Origin of the sequence: Halomonas aquatica (assembly GCF_040196335.1) — a bacterium.
Taxonomy (GTDB): domain Bacteria; phylum Pseudomonadota; class Gammaproteobacteria; order Pseudomonadales; family Halomonadaceae; genus Halomonas; species Halomonas aquatica.
Genome location: NZ_JBEGCJ010000001.1, coordinates 563926 through 581692, shown reverse-complemented (window position 1 = coordinate 581692; position 17767 = coordinate 563926). Strand labels below are relative to the sequence as shown.

Here is a 17767-nt window from a genome sequence, read left to right as displayed (position 1 = left end):
AGCCTGGTTCATTTTGAAGATCATGAAGTTTAGTTTGATTCACGCCTCATGGCCAGCTCGGCCTCGAGGCCGCAAGGTCGCCGAGGCGCCGCCATGGCTGACGCCAAGCGTTGAGCCGCTGTCCGACGCACGATAGCGGGGCGGCTGGTATGCTGCGGGTTCAGGGAACATCGCCGAATCGCAAGGAGCCTTCATGTCTCGTCTTACCGCTTCCACTGTTCGCCCCTTCGCCCTGCTGGGCGCCGCCTTGCTGATGGCCGGCTGCGTCGCCGCGCCGGACCGGGAAGCGACGCGTCCCGAGATCGCCGATCGAGGCACGACCCTCGAGGGCGGGGAGTCCCCGTCACGGCCCGGCGCACCGCTGATGCCTTCGGCCTTCTTCCCCGGAGAGGCGAAGACGCTCACTGCCTGGCGCTGCACGCCAGCCCAGGATCTGGTCACCGCGGCCCCCGACGGGGAACTGCGGCTCTGGTCCGCCCATGGGGCCTATCGGCTGCGTCCAGCGGTGGTGGCCACTGGCGCCCGCTACCAGAAGGATGACCTGAGCTTCTGGAAGAAGGGGGATGAGGCGGTGGTGGAGAGCGCCACCGGCCGGCTCGATTGCACCCTTGACCTGACCCGCGACGTGCTGACCCGTGAGGAGCGTCCGGGCATCATGTTTCACGCCCGCGGCAACGAGCCAGGTTGGGTGGTCAAGCTGTCAAGCGACCGCCCCGAGGTCACCATGCTGCTGGACTATGGCGCCCGTGAGCTGACCCTGCCCTACCGGGTGACCACCTTGGACAACGGCGAGGCTCGCATGATCCTGGCCAGTGGCCGGGCCGACACGCCCTTCGAGCTGCGCCTGGAGGCTCGGGCCTGCTTCGACGGCATGAGCGGTCGGCCCTTCCCGGCCCGGGTCACCCTGACCATCGACGGCGAGCAGTTGCGCGGCTGCGGACAGGGCATCGCGCCCTGAGGGGGCGGGATGACGCGCGGCCTCCGCAACCTGCCGGTTTCCCGTCCCAACCCCCTTTTCATTCGTTTCTGTCGAACGAAGGCGGCGGATATTTGCGCTTTTCGTTGCAATTCGTGCACATAGAATGGTCCTCATCAACCCGCTGACGGTTAATGGAGATCGTTATGACTACTCGAGCCCTCATCCTCACCTCGTCGATTCTCGGCGAGAACGGCCAGTCCATCGCCCTGGCCGAGCACTTTCTCAAGTGCGCCGCCGAGCGCGAGGACCTGAAGGTCTCCCATCGCGACCTGGTGGCCGACGACCTGCCGCACCTGACCCAGCCGGAACTGGCTAGTTGGCAGGTGCCGGCCGAGGAGCGCTCGGCCGAGCAGGGCGAGCTGGCCGGCCGTTCCGACGCCCTGATCCATGAGCTTCTCGATCACGACGTGGTCGTGCTGGCGGTGCCGATGTACAACCTCGGCGTGCCATCCCAGCTCAAGGCATGGTTCGACCGGGTGATGCGCTCCGGCAAGACTTTCCAGTACACCGAGAAGGGGCCTCAGGGACTGATCGAGGGCAAGCGGGCGGTGATCCTGGCGGCCCGCGGCGGCCAGTATGCCGGCACCCCCATGGACAGCCAGACGCTGCATCTGAAGAGCATGTTGGGCCTGATCGGCATCCGCGACGTGGACGTGGTCTTCGCCGAGGGGCTCGCCAAGGGCGAAAGCCATCGGGAGGCGTCGCTCAAGGAGGCACGGCAGGCCATCGATAGTCTGGTGTACAAGCTCTGATTGCCGCACCGCGGTAGTCTCGGGCATGAAGCGAACGGGGTGGCCATGAGGCCACCCCATTCGCGTGTCGGGTATCAGCAGGTATCGGGTGTGCGGATCAGCCATTGGCGGGAGACGAAATCGCTGGTGCATAGCATCGGCTCCGGTCCGAGTATTCGACCGCCGAGCCGGGCGAGGGCCTCCCGGTTGCCGCGTGCGGTGGATGGCAGCTGCTTGGAGACCGTCACCGGCTGCCAACCGCCGTCACCGCGGGTCGCCAGGGTGAAGGCGAAGGGATGGAAGCCCGGGAAGCCGAGTCGTAGGTCGGTGGCCACCAGGGTGTCGCGTCCGTCACGCTCGCGCACCTCGTAGCGCAGGAAGGGGCCGGCGAACCAGTCGAGGCGTCGGCCGCGGGGGCTCTCGAGGGCCGTCGCCTCCAGCCCGGTGCCGCGGGCGTAGGTCTCCAGTATCGGCGGGGTGTCGCCGTCGAATATGCCCACCAGGGCCTCGTGATATCGCGCCCCGTCGGTCACGGTGACCCGCCACAGCAGGGTGTTGAAGGGGGTCGGCTGCACCAGTCGCGGGGCCTGCTGAAGCCCCTGCTCGGCCAGTACCGGGGTGATGCGCGCCTCGACCAGCTGCCTGGCTCCGAAGGCCACCACCAGGTAGGCGCAGGATAGCGCAAGCCCCCAGCTCGGGGCGCGCCTAGCCCGGCCGGTGGCCAGGGCCACGGCGATGCCCACCAGCAGCGGCAGGGTGAAGAGTGGGTCGATGATGAAGACGATGGGCCAGGCCGCAGGACGCACGTCCAGTGGCCACCAGAGCTGGGTGCCGTAGGTGGTCAGGGCGTCGAGCAGCGGATGGGTCAGCAGGATGAGCCCGAAGAAGAGCCCCCACCGGGCCGGCGAGATGTCCCGGGTGCGTGAGAGGCGCGCCGAGAGCAGCGCCAGGAGGGTGGCGAGCCCGGCCAGCACGAACAGCGAGTGGCTGAAGCCGCGGTGCTGGGTGACATTGGCCACGGCATCGCCGTAGTCGATGATCACGTCCAGGTCGGGCAGGGTGCCCAGCGCCGCGCCGATCAGCACCGCCTTGCGGCCGAGGCGTCGGCCGAGCACGGCGCCGCCGATGGCCGCGCCCAGCGCGGCCTGGGTAACCGAATCCATCGAGAGGCTCTCCTTCGTCAGCGGCAGGCCCTTGCTCTGACGCCTGGCGGGGGCGCCGGTTCCCTGGCCTCAGCCGGACTGCACTCAGCCGGGCTGTGTTCAGCCCGACCGCGCCCAGACCGGGCCGGCGTCGAGGATGCGTGCCTGCACGGGGCAGTCGTCACGGTGGGCTCCGGGCAGGTAGCCGGTGCTCATAAGCAGCTCGCCGACGATCTCGGGTCCGGTGAAACGGAAGGTCCGCTTGAAGAGTCGCACCCAGTCGCCATGGTCCAGCGGATGGTGGTGGTCCAGCCAGGCCGAGAAGCTGCCATGCTCGGCCTGAAGGGCCTGGATCACGCCGGCATTGTGGATCGCCGCGTCGACCTTGAGGCGATTGCGGATGATGCTCGCGTCCGCCAGCAGTCTCGCCCGCTCGGCCTCGCCATAGGCCGCCACGCGGTCGATGTCGAAGCCCTCGAAGGCACGCCGGAAGGCCTCGCGCTTCTTCAGCACGGTGAGCCAGGAGAGGCCGGCCTGGTTGATCTCCAGCACCAGGCGCTCGAACAGGGCGCGGTCATCCTCCACCGGGAAGCCGTATTCATGGTCGTGATAGGGCCCGTGGAACGGATGCCCGGGGGCCAGGTCGCAGTAGTGGCTCATGGGGCCGCTTCCTCGTGGTCGGGATTGGCAGGAGGAACGTGAATTGTCAGGATGACGCCATCCTCATCTACTGTGAACCGGGAGAATGTTCATGCAATACCTTCACACCATGGTTCGGGTCAGCGACCTCGACGCGTCCCTGCATTTCTACTGCGACCTGCTGGGCCTCAAGGAGGTGCGCCGCCGGGAGGTCGAGAAGGGCCGCTTCACCCTGGTCTTCCTGACCGCCCCGGAAGACGAGGCGCGCTCGGCCGAGCTCAAGGCACCGGAGCTTGAGCTGACCTGGAACTGGGACCCGGAGGAGTACGGCGGCGGCCGCAACTTCGGCCATCTGGCCTTCAGGGTGGACGACATCTATGCCCTCTGCGAGCACCTGCAGGCGAACGGCGTGACCATCAACCGTCCGCCCCGGGATGGCCATATGGCCTTCGTCAGGAGCCCCGACGGCATCTCGGTGGAACTGCTGCAGAAGGGCGACCCCCAGTCACCGAAGGAGCCCTGGACCTCCATGGAGAACACCGGCACCTGGTGATCAGTCCGGCCGCCAGGCCATGCGACCGCTGCCCAGGAAGACCAGCGCCAGGGCGCCGAACAGGAAGAACCCCTGCAGCTCCAGGGCCCAGGCGCCATTGTCCTTGAAGGCGGTGAGCTCGCCCATGTGCACCAGGAAGATGGCCACCAGCATGTTGGCGACCATCAGCAGCGCACCCACCCGGCTGCGCCAGCCGATCAGTGTCATCAGCGGCGCCACCACCTCGCCGACCAGCACCCCGTAGGCGAGCACGGTCGGCAGGCCCTGGGTGGCCAGAGTGTTGCCGATCCAGGTCAGGCTGCCCGGGTTGAGCAGCTTGGTCAGCCCGTGGGGAAGCAGCAGGCCGGCCACGGTGAGTCGCAGGATCAGCTTGCCGAGGGCATCGTTGTGGAGCGCTTGGAGCATTCGGGGACCTCATGGTGCGGCGGGAATTGTCTCGATGCCCCGGCTGGGGCAAGCTTGGTGCCTGGGCAATCGCCTCGTGCCTCAAGGAAGATACCATGATGATCAAACCGTTACGCAACACAGTGCTGCTTCTTGCCGCGGCCCTTCTGCTCGCCGCCTGCAGCACCGGGCCGGCCCCTCGAGTTGTCGGCGAGCCCGCGACCCGTCTCGAGGGGCCGGTGGTCGAACAGCGCTGGAACCTGCTGCTGGTGGGCACCTCCGAGCGTCTCTCCATGCCGGAGCGGCCCCACTTCGTCATCGACCGCGATGGCCGGGTGGGCGGCAGCGACGGCTGCAATCGGCTGACCGGCCGGGCGGCGCTGGGCGAGAACCAGCGGATCGCCTTCAGTGAGCTTGCCACCACCCGGCGCGCCTGCCCACGGGCCGAGGACGCCGCCCGGGTGACCGGCATGCTGGAGAACGCCTACCGCTATCTGATCGACCACGACCGGCTGGTATTCTTCGGTCCCGATCAGCGCGTGCTGGGGGGCTGGCGTCGCGTCGATTGAGACGATGACGACCGATCCTTCAGCGACGGACCGGCCATGACAAGGGCTCGGTCAAGAAAAGGGCCCAGTTGAGAAAAGGGCCCGGTTGAGAAAAGGGCCCGACATCGACGGGCCCCGTTGGATGAGCAGCAGGCACGGATCAGAGCGCTTCGATCTTCTCGTGTTGCTCGACCAGCAGGCGCCGCGAGGCCTCGAAGTCCGCGAGCTTGCCGCGCTCCTTCTCGACCACCGCCTCCGGCGCCTTGGCGACGAAGCTCTCGTTGGACAGCTTCTTCTCGATTCCGCCGATCAGCTTCTCCTGCTTCTCGATCTCCTTGGCCAGGCGCGCAAGCTCCACGTCCTTGTCGATCAGGTCGGCCATGGGCACCAGCACCTCCATCTCGCCGACCAGCTGGGTCGCCGAGAGCGGGGCCTGCTCGGGGTCGTCGAGCCACTCGACGCGCTCGAGCTTGGCCAGCTTCGACAGGAACAGGCGGTTGGCCTTGAGGCGCTCGGCGTCGTCCGGGCGGCCCTTGGTGAGAAGTGCCTCCAGCGGCTTGCCAGGAGCGATGTTCATCTCGGCGCGGATGTTGCGCACCGCCACGATCACGCCCTTGAGCCATTCGATGTCTCGGGTCGCCCGGTCGTCGATCAGGGCCTCCTCCGCCAGCGGCCAGGGCTGGTTCATGATGGAGCCGTCCTCGCCCATGGCGAGCGTGCCCGCCAGCGGGGCGACGCGCTGCCAGATTTCCTCGGAGATGAAGGGCATCATCGGGTGGGCCAGGCGCAGGATCGCCTCGAGCACGCGGACCAGGGTCCGGCGGGTGCCGCGCTTGGCGGCGGCGCGGGCGCCCTCGTCCCACAGCACGGGCTTGGAGAGTTCCAGGTACCAGTCGCAGTACTCGTTCCAGACGAAGTCGTAGAGCGCCTGGGAGGCGTGGTCGAAGCGGAACTCCTCCATGGCCCTGGTCACCTGAGCCTCGGTCTGTTGCAGGCGCGAGACGATCCAGCGGTCGGCCAGCGAGAGCTCGACCGGTTCTTCACCCAGACCGGTATCCTCGCCCTCGGCGTTCATCAGCACATAGCGCGAGGCGTTCCACAGCTTGTTGCAGAAGTTGCGGTAGCCGTCCAGGCGCCCCATGTCGAACTTGATGTCGCGGCCCGTGGTGGCCTGCGAGAGGAAGGTGAAGCGCAGCGCGTCGGTGCCGTGGGGCTCGATGCCCTCGGGGAACTCGGCGCGGGTGGCCTTGGTGATGGCCTTGGCCTTCTGCGGCTGCATCATGTTGCCGGTGCGCTTTTCCACCAGGGTCTCGAGCGCGATGCCGTCGATCAGGTCGATGGGGTCGAGCACGTTGCCCTTGGACTTGGACATCTTCTGCCCCTGGCCGTCGCGCACCAGGCCGTGGACGTAGACCTGCTTGAAGGGCACCTCGCCGGTGAACTTCAGGGTCATCATGATCATCCGGGCGACCCAGAAGAAGATGATGTCGAAGCCGGTGACCAAGACGCTCGACGGATGGAAGGTGGCCAGTTCCGGTGTCTGCTCCGGCCAGCCCAGGGTGCCGAAGGTCCACAGGCCCGAGCTGAACCAGGTGTCCAGCACATCCTCGTCCTGGGTCAGGGGCAGCTCGGCGGGCAGGCCGTGCTTCTCGCGGGCCTCGGCCTCGCTTCTCGCCACGTAGACGTTGCCGTCGGCGTCGTACCAGGCCGGGATGCGGTGGCCCCACCACAGCTGGCGGGAGATGCACCAGTCCTGGAGGTCGCGCATCCAGGCGAAGTACATGTTCTCGTAGTTCTTCGGCACGAACTGGATGTCGCCGTTCTCCACGGCTTCGATGGCGGGCCTGGCGAGGCTCTCCACGGCGACGAACCATTGATCGGTGAGCAGCGGCTCGATGACGTCACCGGAGCGGTCGCCATAGGGCAGGGTGTTGCTGACGGCCTCCACCTGCTCGAGCAGGCCCAGGGCCTCCATGTCGGCGACGATGGTCGTGCGCGCCTCGAAGCGGTCGAGGCCGGCGTACTTGCCGGGCAGGCTCGGATCGATGTCCGGCAGCGCTCGGCCCTGGATGTCGAAGGCCTCGGCACGTTCGAGGACGGCGGCATCCTGGGTGAAGACATTGATCAGCGGCAGGCCCTGGCGGCGTCCCACTTCGTAGTCGTTGAAGTCGTGAGCCGGGGTGATCTTCACGCAGCCCGAGCCCTTGTCCATGTCGGCGTGCTCGTCGGCGACGATGGGAATCCGCCGGCCCACCAGCGGGAGTTCGACGAACTTGCCCACCAGCGAGGCGTAGCGCGGGTCTTCGGGGTTGACCGCCACGCCGGTATCGCCGAGCAGGGTCTCGGGGCGGGTGGTGGCGACCACCAGGTGGTCGCGGCCCTCGTCGGTGGTGACACCGTCGGCCAGCGGATAGCGGAAGTGCCAGAAGCTACCCTGCTGGTCGCGGTTCTCCACCTCGAGGTCCGAGATGGCGGTGTGCAGGGTCGGGTCCCAGTTGACCAGCCGCTTTCCACGATAGATCAGCTCTTCTTCATGGAGGCGGACGAAGACCTCCTGAACCGCCTGATAGAAGCCGTCGTCCATGGTGAAGCGTTCGCGGCTCCAGTCGACGCTGGCTCCCATGCGGCGCAGCTGGCGGGTGATATGTCCGCCGGACTCCTGCTTCCACTCCCACACCTTGTCGATGAAGGCCTCGCGCCCGAGATCGTGGCGGCTCTTGCCTTCCTCGGCGGCGATCTTGCGCTCGACCAGCATCTGCGTCGCGATGCCGGCGTGGTCGGTGCCTATCTGCCAGAGGGTGTTGTGTCCCTGCATCCGCCGCCAGCGGATCAGGGTGTCCATGATGGTGTCCTGGAAGGCGTGGCCCATGTGCAGGCTGCCGGTGACATTGGGCGGCGGGATCATGATGGAGTAGGGCTCGCCACTGCCCGAGGGGGCGAAGCGGTTGTCGGCCTCCCAGCGCTCGTACCAGCGGGTTTCGATCTGCTCGGGTTGGTAGGTCTTGTCCATGGGCATTCCGGGTCGAAGAGGTGGCGCCGACCCATGGCAGGGACCGTCTCGGGGCGCTGCCAGGGTGCCGGGGATGCTGAAAATGGGCCTGATTATAGCGTGACGGTGGGGGAGGCGTCAGCCCGCCTGTCCGCGGGCCTGGCTCTTGATCTGGTGGGGAGTGACCGGATAGCCACGCTTCTTGTAGGTCTGCCAGCACTCGCGCTTGGCGGTGAGCACGTCCTGGTGCTGGTTGATGATCTCGGCGACTCGCTCGAAGCGCGAGAACCACTCGGGGATCCCCGGGTGCAGGTTGAGCAGCGCCTGGGCCTCCGGCTCCGGCGGGCCTTCCCAACCGATGGTCACCGGCACCGTCTCTGCCTGGTCGCTGCCCAGCAGGGTACTGCCCATGAGGGCATGGGGCACGTAGGCGTCGGGCCTGAAGGACCAGAGCCGCTCGTCAAGCTCACGGGCCATGCCCTCGTCCTCGGCATGCAGGTGAAGCCGGTATCCCTTGCGGTAGATCGTCTCGGCCAGCCGGCAGGCGAAGTCGAGGCGCGCCGCCAGGGTGGTGTCGGGAAGGATGTAGAAGTCGATGTGAGTCATGGGATCTCGAGGCGGCCCGGTCAGCGATGTGGGCTTGCCCCCCGGCGCCCACCATCTGGGGCCGGGAAGAAAGGGCTCAGGCGAGCCGTGTCAGCCAGCCGCGGGTATCCTCACTGCGGCCGTACTGCAGGTCGAGCAGGCGGGTGCGCAGGCGCTTGGCCACCTCGTTGTCGTCCTGGGCGGAGAGCCGGATACGGTCGTGTTCGGTGACCAGCTCGCCCACCGGGGTGATCACGGCGGCGGTGCCGCAGGCGAAGATCTCGGTAATCTCGCCTGAGGCCGCGCCCTCGCGCCACTCGTCGATGCTGATAGGGCGCTCCTCCGGGGTCAGGCCCTCGTCGCGGGCCAGGGTCAGCACCGAATCGCGTGTGACGCCCTCGAGGATGGTGTCGGTGAGGCGCGGGGTGACGATGCGGCCGTCGCGGAACACGAAGAACAGGTTCATGCCGCCGAGTTCCTCTACCCACTTGTTCTCCGCGGCGTCGAGGAAGGCCACCTGGCTGCACTCGTTGGCAGCGGCTTCCTTCTGGGCGGCAAGCGAGGCGGCGTAGTTGCCGCCGCACTTGGCGAACCCGGTGCCACCCGGAGCGGCGCGCTTGTAGTGCGAGGACAGCCAGATCGACACCGGCTTTACGCCGCCCTGAAAGTAGGCCGCGGCCGGTGAGGCGATGACGTAGTAATCGACCTCATGGGACGGGCGCACCCCGAGGAAGGTCTCGCTGGCGATCATGAAGGGCCGCAGGTAGAGGCTCGACTCGTCGGACTCGCTGGCCGGGGTGGGCACCCAGTCGTGGTCGCGGGCCAGCAGGGCGCGCAGCGAATCGATGAAGTCCTCGTCGGAAAGCTCCGGCAGCGCCAGGCGTCGAGCACTGCGACGGAAGCGCTCGGCGTTCTTCTCGGGGCGGAAGGTCCACACCGATCCGTCGGCATGGCGGTAGGCCTTGACCCCCTCGAAGATCTCCTGGCCGTAGTGCAGCACGGCGGCGGCGGGATCTAGGGTCAGCGGGCCGTAGGGCCGCACCTGGTGGCCATGCCAGCCGGCGTCGAGGGTCCAGCGCACATGGATCATGTGGTCAGTGAAGTAGAGCCCGAAGCCGGGGTTGGCGAGGATGTCGTCACGGATCTGCGGCGCTGTCGGCTGGTTGCATGGCAGCACGGAAAAGCGTTCGAAGGACACGGCAAGAGGTCTCCGCTACTGGCGGGGCGCACTCGGGCGCCCTCGTCACGAATCAGGGTTCCGGGCCGGCGAGGGCCCGGTGCATGGAAGTCGACATCCCACATGAAAAGGGCACCGCACGGAAAAGGCAACCCTGGCGAGGGCCTCAGTCTTCGGCGACCTCGACCTGGCTGTCGGCCTCGCGGTCCAGCAGGTACTGGGTCAGCAGTCCCACCGGGCGACCGCTGGCGCCCTTATCCTTGCCCGAGGCCCAGGCGGTGCCGGCGATGTCCAGATGCGCCCAGGGGAACTTGTCGGCGAAGCGCGAGAGGAAGCAGGCGGCGGTGATGGTGCCCGCCGGTCGGCCGCCGATGTTCGCCAGGTCGGCAAAGTTGGAGGACAACTGCTCCTGGTACTCGTCCCAAAGCGGCAGGTGCCAGGCGCGGTCCCAGGCGGTCTCGCCGGCATCGAGAATATCCAGCGCCAGGTCGTCGTCGTTGGCGAGCATGCCCGTGGCATGATGCCCCAGGGCGATGATGGCGGCCCCGGTCAGGGTGGCGATATCCACGACGCTTGCCGGCTCGAAGCGCTCGGCGTAGGTCAGTGCGTCGCACAGTACCAGGCGACCCTCGGCGTCGGTGTTGAGCACCTCCACGGAGAGGCCCTTGAGGGTATTGATGATATCCCCGGGCTTGGTGGCTCGGCCGTCGGGCATGTTCTCGGCGGCGGCGACGATGGCCACCAGGTTGATCTTCGGCTTGATGGCGAGCACCGAGGTGACGGTGCCGAATACGCTGGCGGCCCCGCACATGTCGAACTTCATCTCGTCCATGGCCTCACCTGGCTTGAGCGAGATGCCGCCGGTGTCGAAGGTGATGCCCTTGCCCACCAGGACATGGGGCGCCTCGTCGGGGTCCTCGGCGCCCTGGTACTTCATGACGATCAGCCGCGAGGGCTGCTCGCTGCCGTGTCCCACGGAGAGCAGGCTATGGGCGCCCAGTGCCTCCAGGGCCTCCTCGTCGAGGATCTCGGCGGTGAGGGCGCCGCCGGAATCGGTGGCCAGTCGCTCGGCGCGCTCGGCCAGGTAGCTCGGTGTGCAGACGTTACCGGGCAGGTTGCCCAGGGTGCGGGCGGTCGCCACGCCCTGGCCGATGGCGTCGCCGATGCGCACCCCCTGGCGGGCGGCCTCGGCATCACCTTGCTCACTGACCAGCAGGGTGACCTGGTCGAGACGCGGCGCGGGTGCCTTCTCGGACTTGAATTCGTCGAAACGGTAAACGGCGCGATGGGCGGCCTCGGCCACCATGCGGGCCTTCCAGTCGCAGCCGCGGTCGGGCACCGGGACATCGGTGAAGGCCACGGCGACATCCTCGACGGGCAGCGCCGCCAGGGCCGTGAAGGCCGCGTCGACCGCCTTGCGGAAGGCGCCTTCCTGGCACTTCTCGCGCTCGCCCAGACCTATCAGCATCAGGCGTTCCGCGTTGAGCCCGGGGGCGAAGGGCACCATCAGGACATTGCCCAGCTTGGCCTCGAAGTCACCGCGATCGATCAGCTGGCCGATCAACCGCTCGCTGGCGTCATCGAGCTTGGCGGCGGCAGGCAGCAGCTCACCGTCCTTGAACACCGGTACCACGAGACAGGCCATCTCGGCCTTGGCGGGATTGGCCGTCTGAACAGGGAATTCCATGGAGTCTCCACAAGACAAGCGATGGGGGATTCTGGATAATGCCGGCACGTTGCCGAGTCGCCCAGTGTACCCAAGGCAAGGCGTCATTGCATGGAAGATGGTCGGGCGCCGCGGGGTGTCGGGCCGGGAGACAGCGTTGATCATATTTCGTTACCTGACCCGCGAGATCCTGCAGACCATGGCCGCCGTGGCTGGTGTCCTGCTGCTGGTGATCATGGGCAGTCGCTTCATCCGCTACTTCTCCTCGGCGGCGGAGGGGGAGATCCCGGTGAGCATCCTTGGCACCCTGATGATGTTCCACCTGCCGGGCTTCCTCGAACTGATCCTGCCGCTGGCCTTCTTCCTGGGAATCCTGCTGGCCTACGGCCAGCTCTACCTCAACAGCGAGATCACCGTGCTGGTGGCCTGTGGCACGAGTCCCAACCGCCTGCTGGAGGTCAGCCTGGTGCCCGCCACCCTGGTGGCGATCCTGGTGGGGGCTTGCAGCCTGTGGCTGACCCCGGCCGGTGCTCTTTACAACGAGGTGCTTCTCGAGGAGCAGCGCAGCCAGCTCGATTTCTCGGCCCTGGCGCCGGGGCGATTCCAGGACTTCGGAGGGGGGCGCACGGCCTACACCGAGGGCTTCAATGACGACGGCACCCGGATGCAGGAGGTCTTCATCAGCGAGCGACAGTCCCGCAACGACGGCACCCCCGAGAGCGTGGTGACCCGCGCCGAGACCGGCTATCAGACCGTCGACCCGGATACCGGGAGCCGCTTCCTGGTGCTGGCCGACGGCGAGCGCTACAGCGTCGACCCGGGGCGCGCCCAGGCCGAGCGGCTGGTGTTCGGCACCTACGCCGTGCGCCTCTCCGGGGCCGCCGAGCGTCCCGAGCTCGATGCCCCCGAATATGCCACCACCGCCGCGCTGTTCGCCGACGAGGCGCTGCCGGCCCGGGCCCAGTTGCATTGGCGCCTCGGCCTGCCGCTGATGGTCTTCATCCTGACTCTGCTGGCCATGCCGCTGTCCCGGGTGAACCCGCGTCAGGGGCGCTTCGCCAAGCTGCTGCCGGCGATCTTCCTCTATGTGGCCTATCTCAGCCTGCTGCTGGCGGCGCTGGATGCCATCGGGCGCGGCAGCTGGCCGGTGGCCATCGGTATGTGGCCGATCCATGGCGGCTTCCTGGCCATCGGCCTGGCCATGATGGCAAGGGCCCAGCACAGGGGGATGAGCGGATGATCGCCGACCGCCTCGATCGCTACATCGCCCGCAACGTGCTGGGCGCCATCCTGGTCGTGCAGGTGGTGCTGCTGGGCCTGGACCTGGTGATCACCTACATCAACGACCTCGGCGACATCGAAGGTGACTATGGTGCTTTCCAGGTGCTGCTCTACCTGCTGATGCGCCTGCCCTGGCGCTTCTACCAGTATGCGCCCGTGGGGGTGCTGATCGGTGCGCTGATCGGCCTGGGCAGCATGGCCTCGAGCAACGAGCTGACCGTTATGCGTGCCGCCGGTCGCTCGTTGGTACGCATCCTCTGGGGGGTGATGAAGCCCATCATCGTGGTGGTCGTGGTGCTGCTGTTCATCGCCGAGTTCGTCAGCCCGCGTACCGAACAGTTTGCCGGCGCCTGGCGCCTCGAGCAGCGTCAGGGGGAGGACGCGGTACTGACCGAACGTGGCGGCTGGCAACGGGAGGGGAATGACATCTACCGTTTCGGCGCCATCCGTGCCGACGATACGGTGCTTGACCTGACCCGCTATCGCTTCGAGGGCAAGTCGTTGCGCGAAGCCCTGAGAGCCCGGCTGGCGGTATGGCAGGAAGACCACTGGCAGCTCAGGCGAGTGGCTGTGACCCGCTTCCAGGAGGGACGAACCGAGGTCGAGCGCCATGACGCCCTGCCCTGGGAAACTACCATGACGCCCGCGCAGCTCGGTCGGCTGTTGCGGGACGTCGAGAGCCAGTCGCCTAGCGAACTGTGGTCTTACGCTCGTTACCTGCGTGATCAGGGACAGCAGGCGACTCAGCCGCTGCTCTATTTCTGGCAGAAGATGCTGATGCCACTGACCATGGCGTCGCTGGTGCTGGTGGCGGCCTCCTTCGTGTTCGGCCCACTGCGAAGCGTGGCCGCCGGGACTCGGGTGTTCTACGGCGTGATCGTCGGCCTCTCCTTCAAGTACCTTCAGGACTTGCTGGGCCCGGCGTCTACCGTATTCGGCTTCTCGCCGGCCTGGGCGGTGCTGGCGCCGACCCTGCTGTGTGCCGGGGTGGGGTTCTATCTATTGCGTCGCACAGGCTGAGACGAGGACCGCATGCAGCGATATTTCGACCAACTCGATGATGTCTGGCCGGCCGGCCTCGGTCGGCGGTTGGGCGCCATGCTTTACGACGGCCTGCTGGTGCTGGCGATCTGGATCGTCATCACCGCGCTGCACCTGGTCGTCGTGCGGCTGGTGCTGGAGGTGCCGGCCGAGCAGGTCGGACTGAGCCTCGCGCAGGTGCTCTCGCTGCGCCTGCTGCTGGCGGTCAGCGCCTTCCTCTTCTTCGCCTTCTTCTGGACCCGGGGCGGCATGACGCTGGGCATGCAGGCCTGGCGGCTGCGGGTTCAGACCCGTGAGGGCTGCTCGATCACCCCCTTTCAGGCGCTGCAGCGCTTCCTGGTGGCAGGTGTCTCGCTGGCCGCCCTTGGCCTGGGATACCTCTGGATCCTCTTCGACGATGAGAAGCGTAGTTGGCCGGACATCGTTTCCGGCACCCGGGTAGTGGTTCTGCCCAAGCGGCGTTGAGCGCCTTCGGTCCGAGGATGCCTGGCTCGGAAACCTGACATCGGTCAGTTTTTGAGCACATTCGACTTGCGATTACCCATGCGAATCATTTACATTTACTTCACGACCAGCGTGAGGTGATGACATGTACGTGTGTCTCTGCAAGAGCGTGACCGACCATCGGATCCGCGGGGCCGTCGAGCAAGGTGCCCGCAACTGGCGCGAGGTACAGCAGGTGACGGGGTGCGGTACCCAGTGCGGCAAGTGTTCCTGCATGGGCAAGGACATCACCCGCGAGGCGATCCAGGCCGAGAGGAATGCCGCCGCCGAGGGGCTCGCCTACGCCGTCTGACGGCCATCATCGTCGTTCCCTTCCCTCATCAACCCTTTGATTTTATGCAGATGTCCCCGGCGTTGCCCACACTGTTGGGTGGCGGGCTGGTCAGGCCGGCACGGCCATGCCAAGCTGGCACCAGTGCCCTGACAACCGTGATCGAGGTAATCAAATGAAAGGCGACAGCAAGGTCATCGAGCACCTGAATACCGCTCTCGGCAATGAGCTGGTGGCCATCAACCAGTACTTCCTGCATGCCAAGATGTACAAGGACTGGGGTCTCAAGGCGCTGGCCAAGTGGGAGCACGACGAGTCCATCGAAGAGATGCAGCACGCCGACAAGCTGATCGAGCGTATCCTTTTCCTCGAGGGCATCCCCAACCTTCAGGACCTCGGCAAGCTCAACATCGGCGAGAACGTGCGCGAGATGCTCGAGTGCGATCTGAAGATCGAACACGAGGGACGCAATGATTACATCGAGGCCATCGCCTATTGCGAGCAGGTCAGGGACTACGTCAGTCGGGACCTGTTCCGGGACATCCTCGCCGATGAGGAAGACCACATCGATCACATCGAGACCGAGCTCGGCCTGATCGACAAGGTCGGTATCGAGAACTACCTGCTGAAGCAGATGCAGGAAGCCGGCGACGAGTAAGTCCGTCGCCGTTGCGGCCCGCGAGTTCATCGAGCGCCCCGTTGCCTGGCCACGGGGCGCTCTGTCATGGAAAGGCCTTTTCCAGGGCGAAGCGGGATACCGGCTCGCCCTGCACCTCGACGGTCTCGAGGAACATGTCCAGGGGCCGCGTCCATAGGCCGTATTCGCCGTAGAGGGCGCGGTAGACCACCAGGGGCTCCTCGGTCTCGCTGTGCCGGGCGACACCGAGTACCTCGTAGAGCGGGCCCTTGTAGTGGCGGTAGATGCCGCGTGGGGCCTTGTGTTCCATGGGGTCTGCTCCTGTGGTGGAGGCGTGGGTGGGGCGTGCTGGGTCAGGGGGCGGCGCTGGCCTGTTTCGCCAGCCGGGCCAGTACCCGGGAGGCGGCGGTGAAGCCGAAACTGCCGGTGACGAAGGTGGCCGCGCCGAAGCCCGAGGCGCAGTCGAGCCGGATGGCCTCTCCCTCGCCGGGTTTCTGGAAGCATACCTCGCCGTCGCTGCTCGGGTAGACCAGCTGTTCGTCCGAGTAGACGCACTCCACCGAGAAGCGCCGCTTGGGATTGCGGGAGAAGCCGAAGTCGCGGCGCAGGCGGGCGCGGACCTTGGCCAGCAGCGGGTCGTGCTCGGTGCGGGTCAGGTCGGCCACGCGGATGCGCGTGGGATCCGTCTGGCCGCCGGCGGCGCCGGTCACCACGATCGGCAGCTTGCGGCGCTTGCACCAGGCGATCAGCGCCGCCTTGGCGACCACGCTGTCGATGGCGTCCACCAGTTGGTCGGCATCCTCGGGGATGCGCTGGGCCAGGTTGGTCGGGGTGACGAAGGCGCTGTCGGCCACCACCTCGATGCCCGGCTGGATGGCCCGGCAGCGCTCGGCCAGCACCTCCACCTTGGGGCGTCCGATGGTGCCGTCCAGGGCGTGCAGCTGGCGATTGACGTTGGAGACGCAGACGTCGTCCAGGTCGATCAGCGTCAGCTTGCCGATGCCGGAGCGGGCCAGCGCCTCCACCGTCCAGCTGCCCACGCCGCCCACCCCCACCACCACCACGTGGGCGGTGCGGAATCGCTCGGCGGCACGCCGGCCATAGAGCCGGTGGATGCCGCCGAAGCGGGCCTCGAAGTCGTCCGAGGAGGCGGAGGGCGAAGCGAACTGGGCGGAGTCGGTCATGGCATCACGCTCGGAAGTGGAGATCGTGTCGGGGTCGGCAGGTGGCCCGTCCACCCGAAGCGCTCGAAGAGCGCCGTCATGGTGGCATCCAGCGGGCAGCAGAGGTCGAGGGGCCGGCCGCTCACCGGGTGGTCAAAGGCCAGTCCCACCGAGGCCAGCAGCAGCCGGGGGCAGTCCAGGCGCTCGGCGAAGAAGCGGTTGTGGTTGCCCTTGCCGTGCTTGGCGTCGCCGATGATCGGGTAGCCTCGCCGGGAGAGGTGGCGACGGATCTGATGGCGGCGGCCGGTGAGGGGGCGAGCCTCCATCAGCGAGTAGCGGCTCTGGGGATAGCGGTCCACCTGGATCGGCAGCTCCACGCTGTCGAGCCGGCGAATCTCGGTCGTCGCCTCCATGGCCGGCATCTCCGACTTGGGGCGGCGGCCATCCTCCTCGCGCAGCGGGTAGTCCAGCCTTTCGCTCACAGGACCGATGCCGCGCACCACCGCCAGGTAACGTTTCGTCACTCGGCGCGCGCTGAAGGCCGCCTGGAGTGCGGCCGCGGTGTCGGGGTCGAGGGCGAAGACGATCACCCCCGAGGTGGGGCGGTCCAGGCGGTGGACCGGGTAGACTCGCCGTCCGAGCTGGTTGCGCAGACGCTGCAGCAGGAACTCCCGCTCACCGCGGGCAAGCGCACTGCGATGCACCAGCAGGCCGGCCGGCTTGTGCACGGCGACCAGGTGGTCATCCTGATGGAGGAGGCTCAGCGGTGGCGTCATCGGGGCATCGGGGCAGGTTGACAGGGGGCGCCATTGTCGCCGCCTGGCGCCGCGCTGTCATCCCGCCCCGCGTGTCGCTACGCCGCGCGGTCCGCTGCGGTCGGCCTCAGAGTTTCTCGAGCACGGTCTCGGCACTGCTGGCGTCCACGCCCTTCTCGTCGATGCCCAGATACTCCACCACGCCGTCGTCGGCGATCAGGGCGAAGCGCTTGCTGCGCAGGCCCATGCCGCCGCCGGAGGCATCCAGCTCCATGCCCAGGGCACGAGTGAACTCGGCGTTGCCATCGGCCAGCATGGTGAAGGCCTGGGCATTCTGGTCCTTCTGCCAGGCATCCATCACGAAGGCATCGTTCACCGCCATGCAGCCGATGGCCTCTACACCCTTGGCGAGGAGCTTGTCGGCATTCACCACGAAGCCGGGCATGTGCGTGTTGGAGCAGCCGGGCGTGAAGGCGCCGGGCACGGCGAAGAGCACCACCCGCCTGCCGGAGAAGAAGGCGCCGGTGGAGAGATCCTCCGGGCCCTTGAGGCCGTTGGTCTTGAGGGTGATATCGGGAATCTTGTCGCCCTTGGCAATCGTCATGGGGTCTCCCTTTTCGTGGGGTTAATGTCGTGGGAACACTATCGTGGGGTCAGAGAGTGTCATACACACCGCGGGTATGCACCGTCAGTGTGATGGCCTCGCCGGCGGTTCGCCAGGG

20 protein-coding genes are annotated in these 17767 nt (G+C 67.1%); 9 read left to right on the top strand and 11 right to left on the bottom strand.

The window, feature by feature from the left end; all coding sequences use genetic code 11:
- The first annotated feature begins 193 nt into the window (after positions 1-193).
- Both ABE960_RS02685 and ABE960_RS02680 read left to right on the top strand, forming a co-directional pair.
- Positions 194-958, top strand: a complete 765-nt coding sequence (locus ABE960_RS02685) for a COG3650 family protein (protein ID WP_349760679.1) — start codon at positions 194-196, stop codon at positions 956-958.
- A gap of 164 nt (positions 959-1122) precedes the next feature.
- A complete protein-coding gene (locus tag ABE960_RS02680; protein WP_349760678.1) occupies positions 1123-1731 on the top strand; it encodes an FMN-dependent NADH-azoreductase in 609 nt (202 codons plus the stop codon).
- 74 nt (positions 1732-1805) lie between these two features.
- On the opposite strand, the gene ABE960_RS02675 is transcribed toward ABE960_RS02680, so the two are convergent.
- Both ABE960_RS02675 and ABE960_RS02670 read right to left on the bottom strand, forming a co-directional pair.
- Positions 1806-2873: a metal-dependent hydrolase gene (locus ABE960_RS02675; protein ID WP_349760676.1), complete on the bottom strand. Its 1068-nt coding sequence runs from the start codon at positions 2871-2873 to the stop codon at positions 1806-1808.
- Positions 2874-2972: 99 nt separating this feature from the next.
- Positions 2973-3512, bottom strand: a complete 540-nt coding sequence (locus ABE960_RS02670) for a DNA-3-methyladenine glycosylase I (RefSeq protein WP_349760675.1) — start codon at positions 3510-3512, stop codon at positions 2973-2975.
- A gap of 91 nt (positions 3513-3603) precedes the next feature.
- Here ABE960_RS02670 and ABE960_RS02665 point away from each other — a divergent pair, with 91 nt between their 5' ends.
- Positions 3604-4044: a VOC family protein gene (locus ABE960_RS02665; protein WP_349760674.1), complete on the top strand. Its 441-nt coding sequence runs from the start codon at positions 3604-3606 to the stop codon at positions 4042-4044.
- Here the strand turns inward: ABE960_RS02665 and ABE960_RS02660 are convergent, their stop codons facing one another.
- A complete protein-coding gene (locus ABE960_RS02660; protein ID WP_349760673.1) occupies positions 4045-4449 on the bottom strand; it encodes a DoxX family protein in 405 nt (134 codons plus the stop codon).
- A gap of 95 nt (positions 4450-4544) precedes the next feature.
- Between ABE960_RS02660 and ABE960_RS02655 the strand changes: the two genes are divergently transcribed.
- Positions 4545-4997, top strand: a complete 453-nt coding sequence (locus ABE960_RS02655) for an META domain-containing protein (protein ID WP_349760672.1) — start codon at positions 4545-4547, stop codon at positions 4995-4997.
- A 139-nt stretch (positions 4998-5136) separates the two neighbouring features.
- On the opposite strand, the gene ABE960_RS02650 is transcribed toward ABE960_RS02655, so the two are convergent.
- The 4 genes from ABE960_RS02650 to ABE960_RS02635 all read right to left on the bottom strand — a co-directional run bounded on the left by ABE960_RS02650 (position 5137) and on the right by ABE960_RS02635 (position 11414).
- Positions 5137-7986: a valine--tRNA ligase gene (locus tag ABE960_RS02650; protein ID WP_349760671.1), complete on the bottom strand. Its 2850-nt coding sequence runs from the start codon at positions 7984-7986 to the stop codon at positions 5137-5139.
- Between the two features lie 117 nt (positions 7987-8103).
- Positions 8104-8571 (bottom strand): DNA polymerase III subunit chi, encoded by a 468-nt coding sequence (locus ABE960_RS02645; RefSeq protein ID WP_349760670.1) that lies wholly within the window; start codon positions 8569-8571, stop codon positions 8104-8106.
- 76 nt (positions 8572-8647) lie between these two features.
- Positions 8648-9748 carry a branched-chain amino acid aminotransferase gene (locus ABE960_RS02640; protein WP_349760669.1) on the bottom strand — a complete coding sequence of 367 codons (1101 nt, stop codon included), beginning with the start codon at positions 9746-9748 and terminating at the stop codon, positions 8648-8650.
- Between the two features lie 145 nt (positions 9749-9893).
- Positions 9894-11414, bottom strand: a complete 1521-nt coding sequence (locus ABE960_RS02635) for a leucyl aminopeptidase (RefSeq protein ID WP_349760668.1) — start codon at positions 11412-11414, stop codon at positions 9894-9896.
- Positions 11415-11550: 136 nt separating this feature from the next.
- On the opposite strand from ABE960_RS02635, the gene lptF reads away from it, so the two are divergent.
- The 5 genes from lptF (at position 11551) to bfr (ending at position 15148) form a co-directional block, all read left to right on the top strand.
- Positions 11551-12633, top strand: a complete 1083-nt coding sequence (lptF, locus tag ABE960_RS02630; RefSeq protein ID WP_349760667.1) for an LPS export ABC transporter permease LptF — start codon at positions 11551-11553, stop codon at positions 12631-12633.
- On the top strand, positions 12630-13694 hold the full coding sequence (lptG, locus tag ABE960_RS02625; protein ID WP_349760666.1) for an LPS export ABC transporter permease LptG: 1065 nt from the start codon (positions 12630-12632) through the stop codon (positions 13692-13694). Before lptF ends, lptG begins: the two co-directional genes overlap by 4 nt.
- Before the next feature lie 12 nt (positions 13695-13706).
- Entirely contained in the window at positions 13707-14180 is a 474-nt protein-coding gene (locus tag ABE960_RS02620) for an RDD family protein (protein WP_349760665.1), read from the top strand.
- Positions 14181-14304: 124 nt separating this feature from the next.
- Positions 14305-14511, top strand: a complete 207-nt coding sequence (locus tag ABE960_RS02615; protein ID WP_349760664.1) for a (2Fe-2S)-binding protein — start codon at positions 14305-14307, stop codon at positions 14509-14511.
- Positions 14512-14665: 154 nt separating this feature from the next.
- A complete protein-coding gene (bfr, locus tag ABE960_RS02610; RefSeq protein ID WP_349760663.1) occupies positions 14666-15148 on the top strand; it encodes a bacterioferritin in 483 nt (160 codons plus the stop codon).
- A 64-nt stretch (positions 15149-15212) separates the two neighbouring features.
- On the opposite strand, the gene ABE960_RS02605 is transcribed toward bfr, so the two are convergent.
- The 4 genes from ABE960_RS02605 to ABE960_RS02590 form a co-directional block, all read right to left on the bottom strand.
- Complete coding sequence (locus ABE960_RS02605) at positions 15213-15437, bottom strand: DUF1653 domain-containing protein (protein WP_349760662.1); 225 nt, start codon at positions 15435-15437, stop codon at positions 15213-15215.
- 43 nt (positions 15438-15480) lie between these two features.
- On the bottom strand, positions 15481-16311 hold the full coding sequence (tcdA, locus tag ABE960_RS02600) for a tRNA cyclic N6-threonylcarbamoyladenosine(37) synthase TcdA (protein ID WP_349760661.1): 831 nt from the start codon (positions 16309-16311) through the stop codon (positions 15481-15483).
- Positions 16308-17066, bottom strand: coding sequence for a pseudouridine synthase (locus ABE960_RS02595; protein ID WP_349760660.1), 759 nt, complete (start codon positions 17064-17066; stop codon positions 16308-16310). Before ABE960_RS02595 ends, tcdA begins: the two co-directional genes overlap by 4 nt.
- A 106-nt stretch (positions 17067-17172) precedes the next feature.
- Positions 17173-17649 carry a peroxiredoxin gene (locus ABE960_RS02590; protein ID WP_349760659.1) on the bottom strand — a complete coding sequence of 159 codons (477 nt, stop codon included), beginning with the start codon at positions 17647-17649 and terminating at the stop codon, positions 17173-17175.
- Positions 17650-17767 lie beyond the last annotated feature (118 nt).